The sequence below is a fragment of the Streptomyces sp. NPDC090045 genome (assembly GCF_044747975.1).
In the GTDB taxonomy this organism is placed as follows: Bacteria; Actinomycetota; Actinomycetes; order Streptomycetales; family Streptomycetaceae; genus Streptomyces.
The window spans coordinates 451776-466917 of the sequence record NZ_JBIVFA010000001.1 but is presented as its reverse complement, the minus strand read 5'-3'; the positions used below and the strand labels follow the sequence as shown (position 1 = coordinate 466917).

The following is a 15142-nucleotide window of genomic DNA, read 5'->3' as shown; positions in this document are numbered from 1 at the left end:
GCTATCCGGGGGGCCACTGGAGGCCGCGGCCGCCGATGACGTGCGCGTGCGCGTGGAAGACGGTCTGCCCGGCGCCGGAGCCGGTGTTGAAGACGACGCGGTAGCCGTGCTCGACGATCTTCTCGTCGAGGGCGACCTGGCCGGCCTCGCGCAGTATGTCGGCGGCGACGGCCGGCTCCGCGGCGGCGAGGGAGGCCGCGTCGGGGTAGTGCACCTTGGGGATCACGAGCACGTGCGTGGGCGCCTGCGGGTTGATGTCCCGGAAGGCGACCGTGGTCTCGGTCTCGCGGATCACGGTCGCGGGGATGTGCCCCTCGACGATCTTGCAGAACAGGCAGTCTGCCTGCGGTTCCCCGGCCATTGCTGAGCCTCCCGTGACGTTGATCGGTCCGGGCATCGTATCCAGCCGGGCGCCTGCCGCGGGCGGGCATTTCGGCCGGGCGGAAGCCCGGGGCCCGCCGGGCCGGACGGCCGGCCGGGACCGGGCACGGCCGGACCGGGGGGCGGAGCGGACCGGGAGGCGGAGCGGGCCGCGGACCAGCAGGCCGTCAGGACCGGCGGCCCGTCAGGACCAGCGGCCCGTGCGGGCCAGCAGGACCGCCGTGGCCGCGGTGCCGGCCGTGGAGGTGCGCAGGACGGAGCGGCCCAGGCGGTGGGGGTGGGCCCCCGCCGCGGCGAAGACCGCCAGCTCCTCCGGGGAGACCCCGCCCTCCGGGCCGACCACCAGGACGACGGAACCCGAGGCGGGGAGCGCCGCCGCGGCCAGGGCCTCGGAGGGGGTGTCGCGGTCCTCGTGCAGGACCATCGCCAGGTCGGCTTCGGCCAGCAGCGCCGCGACCTGCTTGGTGGACATGGCCTCGGCCACCTCCGGGAAGCGGACCCGGCGGGACTGCTTGCCCGCCTCCCGGGCGGTGGCCCGCCACTTGGCCAGGGACTTGGCGCCCCGGTCGCCGCGCCACTGCGTGATGCAGCGGGAGGCCTGCCAGGGCACGATCGCGTCCACGCCGGTCTCGGTCATGGTCTCGACGGCCAGCTCGCCGCGGTCGCCCTTGGGCAGGGCCTGGACCACGGTGATGCGGATCTCCGGTTCCGGCTCCAGCCCGGCCGAGGACACCGACACGACGAGGCGGTCCTTGCCCTCCGCGGCCTTCACGACCGCCTCCGCCCAGCCGCCCCGGCCGTCGGTCAGGACCACCGCCTCGCCCGGGTTCAGCCGTTTCACGGACACCGCGTGCCGGCCCTCCGGGCCGTCCAGGACGAACTCCGGCCCCGCGGGGACCTCTTCGACCACGAACACCGGGGCGGTCATGACGCACTCCTCATCTGCATTGCCTTCAACGTGCTCTGTGCCTCGGCCAGTTCGGCCGCCAGCACCTCCACCAGCTCCCCCGCCGGCAGCGCCCGGGCCAGCCGGTGCCCCTGGCCCGCCCACAGGGCCATGCCCTGCGCGTCCCCGGCCGCGGCGGCCGCCCTGCGCAACCCCGAGGTCAGGTGGTGGACCTGCGGGTAGGCGGCCGGGGCGTACGGCCCGTGCTCCCGCATGAACCGGTTCACCAGCCCCCGCGCCGGCCGCCCGGAGAACGCCCGGGTCAGCTCGGTCCGGACGAACAGCGGATCGGTCAGCGCCTTCTTGTGCACGGGGTCCGCCCCCGACTCGGGGCAGGCCAGGAAGGCCGTCCCGAGCTGCGCCGCCTCGGCGCCCGCCGCCAGCAGCGCCGCGATCTGCGAGCCGCGCATGAGGCCGCCCGCCGCGATGATCGGGAGGGCCACGGCCTCCCGCACCTGGGCCACCAGCGCGAGCAGCCCCACGGCCGCCGTGCCGTCGGCCTGGGGGTCGTCGCGGTGGGTGCCCTGGTGGCCGCCCGCCTCGACGCCCTGGACGCACACGGCGTCGGCGCCCGCCTGCTGGGCGGTCCGGGCCTCCTCGACGGAGGTCGCCGTGACGACCGTGTACGTACCGGCCTTGCGCAGGGCGGCGAGGGCCGCGGAGGAGGGACAGCCGAAGGTGAACGAGACGACCGGCACCGGGTCTTCGAGGAGGATGGCGAGCTTGGCGTCGTAGCCGTCGTCGCTGGTGCCGATGATGTCCTCCTCGGCGAGCGAGATCGCGTACCAGCTCGCCTCACCGGCCAGCTGCCCCCGGTACGCCTCCACGGCGGCCGGATCCACGAAACCGGTCTGCGGCAGGAAGAGGTTGACGCCGAAACGGCGCCGGGTGAGGGCCCGCACCTGCTTGATCTCCTGGTACATCCCGTCGGCGGTCTTGTACCCGCCGGCCAGGAAGCCCAGCCCGCCCGCCTCGCACACGGCGGCGACGAGGGGCGGACAGGAGGCGCCGCCCGCCATGGGAGCCTGCACGATCGGGTAGGGGGAGAGACCGTTCGGTGCGGAGGACATGGACTGCATCGTGCCACGTCCCGCGCATGGGGCCGAATCATCGCATTCGCCTGGCATAGTCCGCTTCCGGCCCCGGTCACGGGCCCCCGCCGGACCCATGCGAAGAGCCCGGCAGGGAATCCCCTGGCCGGGCTCTCGGCGGTGTCCGCCGGTCGCTCAGCGACCGTTGAACGCGTCCTTCAGGCGGCTGAACAGCCCCTGCTGACCTGGCGCGAACTGGCCCATCGGCCGCTCCTCGCCGCGCAGCTTCGCCAGCTGGCGCAGCAGGTCCTCCTGCTGGGCGTCCAGCTTGCCCGGGGTGGTGACCTCGACGTGGACGATCAGGTCGCCGCGCCCGCCGCCGCGCAGGTGGGTGACGCCGCGCCCGTGCAGCGGGATCGCCTGCCCGGAGCCGGTGCCGGGCCGGATGTCGATCTCCTCCAGGCCGTCCAGCGTCTCCAGCGGGCACTTGGTGCCCAGTGCGGCCGCCGTCATCGGGATCGTCACCGTGCAGTGCAGGTCGTCCCCGCGCCGCTGGAACGTCGGGTGCGCCAGCTCGTGGATCTCCACGTACAGGTCGCCGGCGGGGCCGCCGCCGGGGCCGACCTCGCCCTCGCCCGCGAGCTGGATCCGGGTGCCGTTCTCGACACCGGCCGGGATCTTGACCGTGAGGCTGCGGCGGGAGCGGACCCGTCCGTCGCCCGCGCACTCGGGGCACGGGGTCGGGACCACGGTACCGAAGCCCTGGCACTGCGGGCAGGGCCGCGAGGTCATGACCTGGCCGAGGAAGGACCGGGTGACCTGCGAGACCTCACCGCGGCCACGGCACATGTCACACGTCTGCGCGGCGGTGCCGGGAGCGGCACCCTCGCCGGAGCAGGTGGTGCACACGACGGCCGTGTCGACCTGGATGTCCTTGGTCGTCCCGAAGGCCGCCTCGTCCAGCTCCAGGTCCAGGCGGATCATGGCGTCCTGGCCGCGCCGGGTCCGCGAGCGCGGGCCGCGCTGCTGACTCTGGCCGAAGAAGGCGTCCATGATGTCGGAGAAGTTGCCGAAGCCACCGGCCCCGAAGCCGCCCGCGCCACCGCCGCCGCCCGAGGAGGACAGCGGGTCGCCGCCGAGGTCGTAGACCTGCTTCTTCTGCGGGTCCGAGAGGACCTCGTAGGCGGCGTTGATCTCCTTGAAACGCTCTTGCGTCTTGGGATCGGGGTTCACATCCGGGTGCAGCTCGCGCGCGAGCCGACGGAATGCCTTCTTGATCTCGTCCTGCGATGCGTCGCGGCGCACGCCGAGAACGGCGTAGTAGTCCGTGGCCACTTACGACTCCGCCAGGATCTGTCCGACGTAACGTGCCACTGCGCGTACCGCTCCCATCGTTCCGGGGTAGTCCATGCGGGTCGGTCCGACCACGCCGAGTTTGGCGACTGCTTCGCCGCCCGAACCGTAACCGACGGAGACGACGGACGTGGAGTTCAGTCCCTCGTAGGCATTCTCATGCCCGATCCGTACGGCCATTCCCGACTCGTTGGCCTCGCCGAGCAGCTTGAGGAGCACGACCTGCTCCTCCAGCGCCTCGAGCACCGGCCTGATCGTCAGGGGAAAATCGTGTCCGAAGCGGGTGAGATTGGCGGTGCCGCCGATCATCAGCCGCTCTTCGGCTTCCTCGACCAGGGTTTCGAGGAGGGTGGAGAGCACGGTGGAGACGGTGCCCCGGTCCTCGGCCTCGAAGGATTCGGGCAGGTCCTGGACGAGCGGGGGCACATCGGTGAAGCGCCGTCCGACGACCCGGCTGTTGAGCCGGGCCCGCAGGTCGGCGAGCGAGGCCTCGCTGAAGGGGCTCGGGCAGTCGACGAGCCGCTGCTCGACCCGCCCGGTGTCCGTGATCAGTACGAGCATCAGGCGCGCGGGAGCCAGCGAGAGCAGCTCCACGTGCCGGACGGTCGAACGGGTCAGGCTCGGGTACTGGACGACCGCGACCTGCCGGGTGAGCTGCGCGAGCAGCCGCACCGTGCGGCCGACGACGTCGTCGAGGTCGACGGCGCCGTCGAGGAAGTTCTGGATGGCCCGGCGCTCGGGCGTCGACAGCGGTTTGACCCCCGCCAGCTTGTCGACGAAGAGGCGGTAGCCCTTGTCGGTGGGGATCCGGCCGGCGCTGGTGTGGGGCTGGGCGATGTAGCCCTCGTCCTCCAGCACGGCCATGTCGTTGCGCACGGTCGCGGGCGAGACGCCGAGCCGGTGCCGCTCGGTGAGCGCCTTGGAGCCGACCGGCTCCTCCGTCCCGACGTAGTCCTGGACGATGGCGCGCAGCACTTCGAGTCTGCGTTCGCTGAGCATCGCGCGCACACCTCCAGCTGTGGTCCGTTGCCGTGTTCTGCCGTGTTGGTTGGCACTCTGATCGTTCGAGTGCCAGAGATCCCCCGCTCAGTGTACGGCCGGGCGGTAAGCCCCTGGCAAGGGAGGCCCGCCAGGGTAGCGTCGCCGCATGGACGTGCGTTGGGAAGAGGAAGGCTGGGAACGGCTGACCGGACGGGCCGGCCGGCGACGGCTGCCGGTGTGGGACTGCACCGTGGGGCTGGTGGTGGGGGACGAGTCGGTGCTCCTGATCGACCCCGGTTCGTGTGTCCGGGAGGGCGCTCAGGTGCGGGCGGAGGCGGAGCGGCTGACGGGCCGGCGCGTGACCCATATCGCATTCACGCACGGCCATTTCGATCATGTCCTGGGCGTCGCGGCCTTCTCCGGGGCCGAGGTGTTCGGGGCGGTCGGACTGGACGCGCTGCTGTCGACGGGCCGCGAGGAGCTGCGCGAGGACGCGGTGCGGCACGGCCTGGCGGAAGCGGAGGCGGCCGAGGCGGTGGACCTGCTGGTGCCGCCGAAGCACCTGGTGTCGGGCGAGTGGACGCTGGAACTGGGCGGGCTGCAGGTGCTGCTGGCCAATGTGGGGCCCGGCCACACCGGACACGACCTGGCCGTCTTCGTGCCGGGCGGGCGCGAGACGGTGTTCTGCGGGGACCTGGTCGAGGAGTCGGGCGAACCGTCGGCGGGTCCGGACGCGGCGCCCCGGCAGTGGCCCGCCGCCCTGGACCGGCTGCTGGCGCTCGGCGGGGACGACGCACTGTACGTGCCGGGTCACGGAGCGGTGGTCACGGCGGCCTTCGTCCGTGCGCAACGCGCCACACTGGCAGCCCGTTTCGGCGTGTCGGAGACATGACGCGGGCGGCTCTCCTACTGTCGGCCGGATGCGCGAGTACTCCCCCGACCTGACCCCGCAGTGGAAGCGCCCCAAGGCAGTGCCGGAGGTGGCGGCCGAGCCCGATCTGGTGGTCGAGGTGGCGGGTACGGACTTCTGCGGCGCGGTGGTGGCCTGCGAGGCGGGCACGGTGACCCTGGAGGACCGCTTCGGCAAGCGGCGGGTGTTCCCGATGGAGCCGCGGGGCTTCCTGCTGGAGGGCGCGGTGGTCACCCTGGTCCGCCCTTCGCGGGCCCCTGCCACGCCCTCCCGTACGGCCTCGGGCTCGATCGCCGTCCCGGGGGCCCGGGCCCGGGTGGCGCGGGCGGGGCGCATCTACGTGGAGGGCCGCCACGACGCGGAACTGGTCGAGAAGGTCTGGGGTGACGACCTGCGCATCGAGGGCGTGGTGGTGGAGTACCTGGAGGGCATCGACGACCTCCCGGCCGTCGTGGCCGACTTCGCCCCGGCCCCGGACGCCCGCCTCGGCATCCTGGTCGACCACCTCGTCCCGGGCTCGAAGGAGTCCCGTATCGCGGCCGCGGTGACCTCGCCGGACGTCCTGATCGTGGGCCACCCGTACATCGACGTCTGGCAGGCGGTGAAGCCGTCCGCCCTGGGCATCCCCGCGTGGCCGGTGGTCCCGCGCGGCCAGGACTGGAAGACGGGCGTCTGCCGGGCCCTGGGCTGGCCGGAGAACACGGGCGCCGCCTGGCAGCACATCCTGTCCCGGGTGACGTCCTACAAGGACCTGGAGCCGACGCTGCTGGGCCGCGTGGAGGAACTGATCGACTTCGTCACGGCACCGGTTTGAGCTACGGCAGGGTGCCGAACTCCGTGGTGTCGAGCGTGACACCGAGGACGTCGAGCGGGACCGGTTCACCGAACTTGCTGGTCCGCTCGGTCCGGTAGTCGGCTTCCTCTCCGGCGCCGAAGGGTTCGGTGAGCACCACGCACTTGGCCTTGAAGGGGTCGATGATCAAATAGGTGGGGATGCCGCCCGCCGCGTAGATGGAGCGCTTCGTCACGTAGTCGCGCAGCTTGCTGGTCTTGGAGACGACCTCGACCACCATCGCCAGAGCCGAAGCGGGCACCAACCGGCCCGACTCGGGCGCTGCCTCGCTCGGCAGGACCACGAGGTCCGGCTGCGGCTCGGACGACTCCGCCGGAATGTCCACGTCCTGCGTCTGGAGCGGGTACCAGCGTCCCACGGGGATCTGCCGCTGGACGAACAGGACGATCAGGTTGTGGACCACGTCGGGCCCCGCCATCATCACGATTTCCCCCCTGAGGAGCTCAACCTTGACCCCCTCGGGAGCCTCGAAGCTCTCGAAGTACTCGGTCATCCGGCGATCGTCCACAGCGGTCATCTCCGTGCCCTCCACTTCTGCCGCCGGGTATGCGACAGAAGGCTACGAACAGGCTAGGCCGCGCCTGCCCTCATTCGCAGCGGTTCACTCCGTGGAGTGATCAGTCGACCAGGTCGCGGACCACCGCGTCGGCCAGGAGCCGCCCGCGCAGGGTCAGGACGGCCCGCCCGGCCTCGTACGGCCCCGCGTCCAGCAGGCCGTCTGCGAGGGCCTTGCGGGAGGCGGCCAGCCCGGCCGGGGCGAGCAGCGACAGCGGGACGCCGTCCACGAGGCGCAGCTCCAGCAGGATCCGCTCCACCCGCCGGTCCTCCTCCGACAGGAGCTCCCGCCCCGCGCCCGGGGAGCGTCCCTCCGCCAGCGCGGCGGCGTACGCTCCCGGGTGCTTCACGTTCCACCACCGGACCCCGCCCACGTGGGAGTGCGCGCCCGGCCCCGCGCCCCACCAGTCGGCGCCGCGCCAGTACAGCTCGTTGTGCAGGCAGCGCCCGGCTTCCGAGGTGGCCCAGTTCGAGACCTCGTACCAGGAGTAGCCGGCCCCGGCCATGACCTCGTCCGCGATCAGGTACCGGTCGGCGTGCACGTCGTCGTCCGTCATCGGGACCTCGCCCCGGCGGATCCGGCGGGCCAGCTGCGTGCCCTCCTCCACGATCAGCGCGTAGGCGCTGATGTGGTCCGGGCCGGCGCCGAGCGCGGCGGCCAGGGAGGCCCGCCAGTCCTCGTCGGACTCCCCCGGGGTGCCGTAGATCAGGTCGAGGTTGACGTGCTCGAAGCCCGCCGCCCGCGCCTCCGCGACGCACGCCTCCGGGCGGCCCGGGGTGTGGGTGCGGTCCAGCACCTTCAGGACGTGCTGCTTCGCGCTCTGCATGCCGAAGGAGATCCGGTTGAAGCCCCCGGCGCGCAGCTCGGCCAGGTACTCCGGGTTCACGGACTCCGGGTTGGCCTCGGTGGTGATCTCCGCGTCCTCGGCCAGGCCGAACTCGTCCCGGATCGCCGCGAGCATCCGTACGAGGTCCCCGGCGGGCAGCAGCGTGGGCGTGCCGCCGCCCACGAACACCGTCCGGACGGCCCGCGGGTCGTCCCCGAGGACCTTCCGCGCGAGGCGGACCTCGTCGATCAGGGTGTCGGCGTAGTTCTCCCGGGAGGCGAGCACGCCTCCGGTGCCCCGCAGCTCGGTGGCCGTGTAGGTGTTGAAGTCGCAGTACCCGCAGCGCGTGGCGCAGTAGGGGACGTGCAGGTAGAACCCGAGCGGCCGCTCCCCCGCGCCCTCCAGGGCATGCGACGGCAGCGAGCCGTCTTCGGGCATGGGTTCACCATCGGGCAGTGCGGAAGGCATACCCCCATCATCCCGCACCCCGCCCATGGTCAGCCCCGCCCGGCACCACTCCAGCCCCGCCGGCGTTTGAGGCGCGGGGTCTGGGGCGGAGCCCCGGGAGGCCGGCCCGCAGGGAGGCACGTCACCGCAGGCCCCCGGGGCGGGAGGCCAAAGGCCCGGCCCCGCCCCGCCGAGCCCGCGGCAGGCGTCACGCCTCGCGCGACCCCTCGTACATCTCCTCGATCAGGTGCTTGAACTCACGCTCGACCACCGGCCGCTTCAGCTTCAGGCTGGGCGTCAGGTCCCCGTGCTCGACGTCGAGGTCACGCGGCAGCAGCCGGAACTTCTTGATCGTCTGCCAGCGCTGGAGGCCCTCGTTCAGGGTCTGTACGTACGTCTCGATCAGGCGCTCGGTCTCCGGCGCGGCCAGGACCTGTCCGTACGTCTTGCCCTCCAGCCCGTTGTCGGCCGCCCAGGTGAGGATCGACGGCTCGTCGAGGGCGATCAGGGCCGAGCAGAAGTTCCGGTCGGCGCCGTGCACGACGATGGTCGACACGTACGGGCAGATCGCCTTGAACTGGCCCTCGATCTCCGCCGGGGCGACGTACTTGCCGCCCGAGGTCTTGATCAGGTCCTTCTTGCGGTCGGTGATGCGCAGGTAGCCGTCGGCCGACAGCTCGCCGATGTCGCCCGTGTGCAGCCAGCCGTCGGACTCCAGGACCTCGGCGGTCTTCTCCGGCTGCTGGTGGTAGCCCTGCATGATGCCGGGGCCGCGCAGCAGGACCTCGCCGTCGTCGGCGATGCGGACCTCGGTGCCGGGGAGCGGCTTGCCGACGGTGCCGGTGCGGTAGGCCTCGCCCGGGTTGACGAAGGAGGCCGCGCTGGACTCCGTCAGGCCGTAGCCCTCCAGGATGTGGATGCCGGCGCCGGAGAAGAAGTAGCCGATCTCGGGTGCCAGCGCGGAGGCGCCGGAGACGGCGGCGCGCAGGTTGCCGCCGAAGGCCTCGCGGAGCTTGGAGTAGACGAGCGCGTCGGCGATCTTGTGCTTGGTGGTGAGGCCGAAGGGGGCGCTCGCCTGACCGGTGCGGCGGAAGTTGTCCTGGGTGACCTTCGCGTACTCGCGGGCGACGCCGACCGACCACTGGAAGATCTTGTACTTGGCGCCGCCGGCGGCGCGGGCCTTGGCGGCCACGCCGTTGTAGACCTTCTCGAAGATGCGCGGAACGGCGGCCATGTAGGTGGGCTGCACGATCGGCAGGTTGTCGATGATCTTGTCGATCCGGCCGTCGACGGCGGTCACGTGGCCGGCCTCGATCTGCCCGGAGGTCAGCACCTTGCCGAAGACGTGCGCCAGCGGCAGCCACAGGTACTGGACGTCCTCCCGGCCGATCAGGCCGGTGGCGACCATGGCCTTGGCCATGTACGACCAGTTGTCGTGCGGCAGCCGCACGCCCTTGGGGCGGCCGGTGGTGCCGGAGGTGTAGATGAGGGTGGCGAGCTGGTCGGAGGTGATGGCCGAGACCCGCTCCTTGACCGCCTCGGGGTGCTTGACCAGGTACTCCTTGCCGCGCGCCTCCAGATCGGCGAGCGAGAGCACCCAGCCCTCGGGGTCGCCGTCGGCCGCGACCGCGTCCGCGGCGTCCAGGACCACGACGTGCGCCAGCTTCGGCAGGTCGGCGCGGCGCTCGCGCGCCTTCGCCAGCTGCTTGGCGTCCTCGGCGATGAGCACCCGGCTCTCGGAGTCCGCGAGGATGAAGGCCGACTCGTCCGCGTTGGTGCTGGGGTAGACGGTGGTCACCGCGCCGCCCGCGCACATCACGCCGAGGTCGGAGAGGATCCACTCGACCCGGGTGTTGGAGGCGAGCGCGACGCGCTCCTCCGTCTGCAGGCCGAGGGCGATCAGCCCGGCGGCGATGGCGAAGACCCGCTCGGCCGCCTGGCCCCAGCTGAGCGACTTCCAGTCGTCGGCGCCCTGGCCGCCGGCAGCGGGCACCGGGAACCGGTAGGCCTCCGCGTTCGGCGTCGCTGCGACGCGCTCAAGGAAGAGCACCGCCACGGTGGGCGGGCGGTTCTCGAGATAGGCCTGTGTGTCGCTCACGACATCCTCCGGACCGATCCACGCGGTAGTGCGTGGGCGTGGGGCGCTTGGGGGCGCTGGGGACTGGCGGGTTTGAGACGTACCAGCTAGTGACTGGCGAGTAACCATCGAGCAGTGATCAGACTAAAGCCCGTCCGGCGCCTGCGTAAGAGCTCGCGAGCGGCCGGTTCATAACGAAACAGGCCCCCACGCCGGTGCGTGGGGGCCTGGTTCCGTCGAGTGGCGGGGCGGCTCTACTTCTTCTTGCCGCCGGACTCGTCGCTGGACAGCACGGCGATGAAGGCCTCCTGCGGGACCTCCACGGAGCCGACCATCTTCATCCGCTTCTTGCCTTCCTTCTGCTTCTCCAGCAGCTTCCGCTTACGGGAGATGTCACCGCCGTAGCACTTGGCGAGCACGTCCTTGCGGATGGCGCGGATGGTCTCGCGGGCGATGACGCGGGAGCCGATCGCGGCCTGGATCGGCACCTCGAAGGCCTGCCGCGGGATGAGCTCGCGCAGCTTGGCGACCAGGCGCACGCCGTAGGCGTAGGCGGCGTCCTTGTGCGTGACGGCGGAGAAGGCGTCGACCTTGTCGCCGTGCAGCAGGATGTCGACCTTGACCAGGCTGCCGGACTGCTCGCCCGTGGGCTCGTAGTCGAGGGAGGCGTAACCGCGCGTCTTGGACTTCAGCTGGTCGAAGAAGTCGAAGACGATCTCCGCGAGCGGGAGGGTGTAGCGGATCTCGACCCGGTCCTCGGAGAGGTAGTCCATGCCGAGGAGGGTGCCGCGGCGCTGCTGGCACAGCTCCATGATCGCGCCGATGAACTCGGTCGGGGCGAGCACGGTGGCCCTGACGACCGGCTCGAACACGTCCGAGATCTTGCCCTCGGGGAACTCGCTCGGGTTGGTGACGGTGACTTCCTTGCCGTCCTCCATGACCACCCGGTAGACCACGTTGGGCGCGGTGGCGATCAGGTCGAGGCCGAACTCGCGCTCCAGGCGCTCGCGGACCACGTCCAGGTGGAGCAGGCCGAGGAAGCCGACGCGGAAGCCGAAGCCGAGCGCCGCCGAGGTCTCCGGCTCGTAGACGAGCGCGGCGTCGTTCAGCTGCAGCTTGTCCAGGGCCTCGCGCAGGTCCGGGTAGTCCGAGCCGTCGAGCGGGTACAGGCCCGAGAAGACCATCGGCCGCGGGTCCTTGTAGCCGCCGAGCGCCTCGGTGGCGCCGTTGTGCAGGCTGGTGATGGTGTCACCGACCTTGGACTGACGGACGTCCTTCACGCCGGTGATGATGTAGCCCACCTCGCCGACGCCGATGCCGTCGGACGGGGTCATCTCGGGCGAGGAGACACCGATCTCCAGCAGCTCGTGCGTGGCGCCGGTGGACATCATCCGGATGCGCTCGCGCTTGCTCAGCTGCCCGTCGACCACACGCACGTACGTCACGACACCGCGGTACGAGTCGTAGACGGAGTCGAAGATCATCGCGCGGGCCGGGGCGTCCTTGACGCCGACCGGGGCCGGGACGGTGGCGACGACCTTGTCGAGCAGCGCCTCGACACCGAGACCGGTCTTCGCCGAGACGCGCAGGACGTCCTCGGGCTGGCAGCCGATCAGGTTCGCGAGCTCCTCGGCAAACTTCTCCGGCTGGGCCGCCGGCAGGTCGATCTTGTTCAGTACGGGAACGATCGCGAGGTCGTTCTCCATCGCCAGGTACAGGTTGGCGAGGGTCTGGGCCTCGATGCCCTGGGCGGCGTCCACCAGGAGGACCGTGCCCTCGCACGCGGCGAGGGAGCGCGAGACCTCGTAGGTGAAGTCGACGTGCCCGGGCGTGTCGATCATGTTGAGGATGTGGGTGCTGCCCTGGCCCTCGCCCGTGGTGGGCGCCCAGGGCAGCCGGACCGCCTGGGACTTGATCGTGATGCCCCGCTCACGCTCGATGTCCATGCGGTCGAGGTACTGGGCGCGCATCTGCCGCTGGTCGACCACACCGGTGATCTGGAGCATCCGGTCGGCAAGCGTGGACTTACCGTGGTCGATGTGCGCGATGATGCAGAAATTGCGGATCAACGCCGAGTCGGTACGGCTCGGCTCGGGCACGTGGCTGGGGATCGCGGGCACGCAGTGTCCTGATTCTCGGTCGCAGTCGGAACTCGGAACGAAGTCTGAGTCCTCCCATCGTCCCATGGACGGGGCAGTGCGCTCGGTTTGGGCCGCCAGGAGCGTGCCTGGTAGCCTGGGCAGCTGTGTCTCGTATGCCCTCTCAGCTGTCGAGGCGCAATCCGAAGAACAAAACTCTGAACCTGAAAAGGCTCTTTCGTGGCGAACATCAAGTCCCAGATCAAGCGGAACAAGACGAACGAGAAGGCGCGCCTGCGCAACAAGGCCGTCAAGTCCTCGCTCAAGACCGCGATCCGCAAGGCCCGCGAGGCCGTCGTCGCCGGTGACGTCGAGAAGGCCACCGTGGCTTCTCGCGCCGCCGCGCGTGCGCTCGACAAGGCTGTCTCGAAGGGTGTCATCCACAAGAACGCCGCCGCCAACAAGAAGTCGGCGCTGGCGATCAAGGTTGCCTCCCTCCAGGGCTGAGCTCTCGATGTGAATCGCCGGTAAGGACCCAGCGGGCCCTCTCTTCCGCTCCTTCACCGGCACACCGCGCCGCACGCGGCCTGCGTTCGCCACGCGGGTGCGGCGCACCAATGCAGTGACCGAAGGCCCCGGCCTCCACCCTTCCCCAGGGTGGCGACCGGGGCCTTCGCGTTGCCCCCGGGCGGTTCCCCGCTAGTCCCAGAACTCGCCGTCGTGCGGCAGGGCCGCGAAATGGCCGGGGTCGTGGGAGAGGAACACCGGGATGCCGGCCCGGGACAGCGCGCGCAGCCGGCCGTGGCTGAGCAGCTTCTCCTCGATGTTCCAGTCGCTGGGCATGGGCACGTTCCGGTCCAGGCCCTCCTGCAGGTGCGCGGCGTCGCCCATGAGGCCGATCCGTCCGTAGTTGTCGAGGTCCAGGACGACGCCCTGGTGACCGGGCGTGTGACCGGCGGTGTGCAGGAGGGTGAGCGTGCCGTCGTGGAACAGGTCCATGTCGCCCCGGAGCTCCAGGAACTCGTAGTCCCGGCTGCTCGCGTAGTCGTTGAACGCGTAGCCCCGGGCGGTCCAGCGGTCCGGCCACCAGGCGTGACGCAGCTCCTCGTGCTGGACCACGTGCACGGCGTGCGGGAAGTAGGTCATCCCTCCGGCGTGGTCGAGGTGCAGGTGGGAGTAGAGGACGTACCTGACGTCGCCGAGCCGGTAGCCGAGGCGCTCCAGCTGCGCGTCGACGGCGTGCGCCCGGGTGAACCCCTCGGCCCCGTACGCCGCTCGCAGCCCCGGACCCCAGTGGGCCTCGGCGGCCTCGGGATCCGCCACGCGGTGGTTGATCCCCGTGTCGAAGAGGACCAGCCCGTGAGTGGCGTGCTCGATGACGGCCACGGTCGAGGGCACGGTGACCATGCCGGAGGCCCCGTACAGGAGGCCGCTCTTCGGCATGGAGAAGGGCCCGGCGTTCACCGTCGTCACCCGTAGTCTGCCGGCCACGGCACCTCCCTACCGCCCGCCGGACGCCGCTTCCGTCCGCTGGTGGAGGCGGCCTGACCGGCGGATTCCCCGTGTCCAGGCTAACCCTGGCGCGACGGACCCACGCGCCGACGGCCGGCAGCGGGCGGGCCGGCCGGCGGGCCGATCCGTGGGCCCGGCAGCATCCGGTGGGGGAGACGACCTGCCTAGCGGCGCTGCGGGCGGGCCGCGCGGGCCACCGCCACGACCGCCTTCTCGAGGGCGTACTCGGGGTCGTCGCTGCCGCCCTTGACCCCCGCGTCGGCGGCGGCCACGGCGCGCAGCGCGTCCGCGACCCCGTCCGCCGACCAGCCCCGCATCTGCTGGCGGACCCGGTCGATCTTCCACGGCGGCATGCCCAGGTCCCGGGCGAGGTCGCCGGGGCGGGCCCCGCGCGGGGCGGAGGCCAGCTTGCCGATGGCGCGCACCGCCTGGGCCAGCGCGCTGGTGATCAGGACCGGCGCCACCCCGGTGGACAGGGACCAGCGCAGGGCCTCCAGGGCCTCGGCCGCACGTCCCTCGACCGCCCGGTCGGCGACCGTGAAGCTGGAGGCCTCGGCCCGGCCCGTGTAGTAGCGGCCGACCACGGCCTCGTCGATGGTGCCCTCGACGTCCGCGCACAGCTGCGCCGCCGCACTCGCCAGCTCCCGCAGGTCGCTGCCGATCGCGTCGACCATGGTCTGGCAGGCCTCCGGGGTCGCCGCCCGGCCCAACGTGCGGAACTCGCCCCGTACGAACGAGAGCCGGTCGGCGGCCTTCGTCATCTTCGGGCAGGCGATCTCCCGCGCGCCGGCCTTCCGCGCCGCGTCCAACAGTCCCTTGCCCTTGGCGCCGCCCGCGTGGAGGAGGACGAGGATGATCTCCTCGTAGGGCGCGTCGAGGTAGGCCTTGACCTCCTTGACCGAGTCCGCGGACAGGTCCTGCGCATTGCGCACGACCAGCACCTTGCGCTCGGAGAAGAGCGAGGGGCTCGTCAGCTCGGCCAGCGTGCCGGGCTGGAGCTGCTCGGAGGCGAGGTCGCGGACGTCCGTGTCGGCATCGGCGGCGCGGGCGGCCGCCACCACCTCCCGCACGGCACGGTCGAGCAGCAGCTCCTCCTGCCCCACCGCGAGGGTGAGCGGGGCGAGCGGATCGTCGGTGGGGTTCTTCCTGGTGGCCATCGCCTCCAGCATCCCATGCCGCACTGACAACCCC

The 15142-nt window shown here is 71.7% G+C and carries 14 protein-coding genes; 3 read left to right on the top strand and 11 right to left on the bottom strand.

Annotated features, from left to right (window positions below; all coding sequences use genetic code 11):
* Position 1: 1 nt before the first annotated feature.
* The 5 genes from ACIPYQ_RS02090 to hrcA form a co-directional block, all read right to left on the bottom strand.
* Entirely contained in the window at positions 2 to 361 is a 360-nt protein-coding gene (locus ACIPYQ_RS02090; RefSeq protein ID WP_401245317.1) for a histidine triad nucleotide-binding protein, read from the bottom strand.
* A gap of 204 nt (positions 362 to 565) precedes the next feature.
* A complete protein-coding gene (locus ACIPYQ_RS02085; RefSeq protein ID WP_401245315.1) occupies positions 566 to 1309 on the bottom strand; it encodes a 16S rRNA (uracil(1498)-N(3))-methyltransferase in 744 nt (247 codons plus the stop codon).
* Positions 1306 to 2397: a nitronate monooxygenase gene (locus tag ACIPYQ_RS02080; RefSeq protein ID WP_401245313.1), complete on the bottom strand. Its 1092-nt coding sequence runs from the start codon at positions 2395 to 2397 to the stop codon at positions 1306 to 1308. The genes ACIPYQ_RS02085 and ACIPYQ_RS02080 overlap by 4 nt, the downstream gene beginning before the upstream one ends.
* A gap of 156 nt (positions 2398 to 2553) precedes the next feature.
* Complete coding sequence (gene dnaJ / locus ACIPYQ_RS02075; protein WP_319720716.1) at positions 2554 to 3693, bottom strand: molecular chaperone DnaJ; 1140 nt, start codon at positions 3691 to 3693, stop codon at positions 2554 to 2556.
* Complete coding sequence (gene hrcA / locus ACIPYQ_RS02070) at positions 3694 to 4710, bottom strand: heat-inducible transcriptional repressor HrcA (RefSeq protein WP_361768502.1); 1017 nt, start codon at positions 4708 to 4710, stop codon at positions 3694 to 3696.
* A gap of 148 nt (positions 4711 to 4858) precedes the next feature.
* Here hrcA and ACIPYQ_RS02065 point away from each other — a divergent pair, with 148 nt between their 5' ends.
* Both ACIPYQ_RS02065 and ACIPYQ_RS02060 read left to right on the top strand, forming a co-directional pair.
* Positions 4859 to 5584 (top strand): MBL fold metallo-hydrolase, encoded by a 726-nt coding sequence (locus ACIPYQ_RS02065; RefSeq protein WP_401245310.1) that lies wholly within the window; start codon positions 4859 to 4861, stop codon positions 5582 to 5584.
* Between the two features lie 28 nt (positions 5585 to 5612).
* Entirely contained in the window at positions 5613 to 6416 is an 804-nt protein-coding gene (locus tag ACIPYQ_RS02060) for a DUF3097 domain-containing protein (protein ID WP_401245308.1), read from the top strand.
* Between the two features lies 1 nt (position 6417).
* On the opposite strand, the gene ACIPYQ_RS02055 is transcribed toward ACIPYQ_RS02060, so the two are convergent.
* The 4 genes from ACIPYQ_RS02055 to lepA form a co-directional block, all read right to left on the bottom strand.
* Positions 6418 to 6972, bottom strand: a complete 555-nt coding sequence (locus ACIPYQ_RS02055) for a Uma2 family endonuclease (protein ID WP_401245306.1) — start codon at positions 6970 to 6972, stop codon at positions 6418 to 6420.
* Between the two features lie 100 nt (positions 6973 to 7072).
* On the bottom strand, positions 7073 to 8305 hold the full coding sequence (gene hemW, locus ACIPYQ_RS02050) for a radical SAM family heme chaperone HemW (protein WP_401245304.1): 1233 nt from the start codon (positions 8303 to 8305) through the stop codon (positions 7073 to 7075).
* A 187-nt stretch (positions 8306 to 8492) separates the two neighbouring features.
* The gene (locus tag ACIPYQ_RS02045) at positions 8493 to 10382 is read right to left on the bottom strand and encodes an AMP-binding protein (protein ID WP_361768512.1); all 1890 of its coding nucleotides are present in this window, start codon (positions 10380 to 10382) and stop codon (positions 8493 to 8495) included.
* Positions 10383 to 10615: 233 nt separating this feature from the next.
* The gene (lepA, locus tag ACIPYQ_RS02040; protein ID WP_361768514.1) at positions 10616 to 12481 is read right to left on the bottom strand and encodes a translation elongation factor 4; all 1866 of its coding nucleotides are present in this window, start codon (positions 12479 to 12481) and stop codon (positions 10616 to 10618) included.
* Positions 12482 to 12679: 198 nt separating this feature from the next.
* Between lepA and rpsT the strand changes: the two genes are divergently transcribed.
* Positions 12680 to 12946 carry a 30S ribosomal protein S20 gene (gene rpsT / locus ACIPYQ_RS02035; RefSeq protein WP_319720709.1) on the top strand — a complete coding sequence of 89 codons (267 nt, stop codon included), beginning with the start codon at positions 12680 to 12682 and terminating at the stop codon, positions 12944 to 12946.
* Positions 12947 to 13138: 192 nt separating this feature from the next.
* On the opposite strand, the gene ACIPYQ_RS02030 is transcribed toward rpsT, so the two are convergent.
* On the bottom strand, positions 13139 to 13930 hold the full coding sequence (locus ACIPYQ_RS02030) for an N-acyl homoserine lactonase family protein (protein WP_361768516.1): 792 nt from the start codon (positions 13928 to 13930) through the stop codon (positions 13139 to 13141).
* A gap of 185 nt (positions 13931 to 14115) precedes the next feature.
* Entirely contained in the window at positions 14116 to 15108 is a 993-nt protein-coding gene (gene holA / locus ACIPYQ_RS02025; RefSeq protein ID WP_361768518.1) for a DNA polymerase III subunit delta, read from the bottom strand.
* Positions 15109 to 15142: the final 34 nt, after the last annotated feature.

What these genes read in the sequence shown, in the direction of transcription:
- ACIPYQ_RS02090 (WP_401245317.1), bottom strand. Translation starts at nt 361, where the DNA reads ATGGCCGGGGAACCGCAGGCAGACTGCCTGTTCTGCAAGATCGTCGAG.
- ACIPYQ_RS02085 (WP_401245315.1), bottom strand. Translation starts at nt 1,309, where the DNA reads ATGACCGCCCCGGTGTTCGTGGTCGAAGAGGTCCCCGCGGGGCCGGAG.
- ACIPYQ_RS02080 (WP_401245313.1), bottom strand. Translation starts at nt 2,397, where the DNA reads ATGTCCTCCGCACCGAACGGTCTCTCCCCCTACCCGATCGTGCAGGCT.
- hrcA (WP_361768502.1), bottom strand. Translation starts at nt 4,710, where the DNA reads ATGCTCAGCGAACGCAGACTCGAAGTGCTGCGCGCCATCGTCCAGGAC.
- ACIPYQ_RS02065 (WP_401245310.1), top strand. Translation starts at nt 4,859, where the DNA reads ATGGACGTGCGTTGGGAAGAGGAAGGCTGGGAACGGCTGACCGGACGG.
- ACIPYQ_RS02060 (WP_401245308.1), top strand. Translation starts at nt 5,613, where the DNA reads ATGCGCGAGTACTCCCCCGACCTGACCCCGCAGTGGAAGCGCCCCAAG.
- ACIPYQ_RS02055 (WP_401245306.1), bottom strand. Translation starts at nt 6,972, where the DNA reads ATGACCGCTGTGGACGATCGCCGGATGACCGAGTACTTCGAGAGCTTC.
- hemW (WP_401245304.1), bottom strand. Translation starts at nt 8,305, where the DNA reads ATGCCTTCCGCACTGCCCGATGGTGAACCCATGCCCGAAGACGGCTCG.
- holA (WP_361768518.1), bottom strand. Translation starts at nt 15,108, where the DNA reads ATGGCCACCAGGAAGAACCCCACCGACGATCCGCTCGCCCCGCTCACC.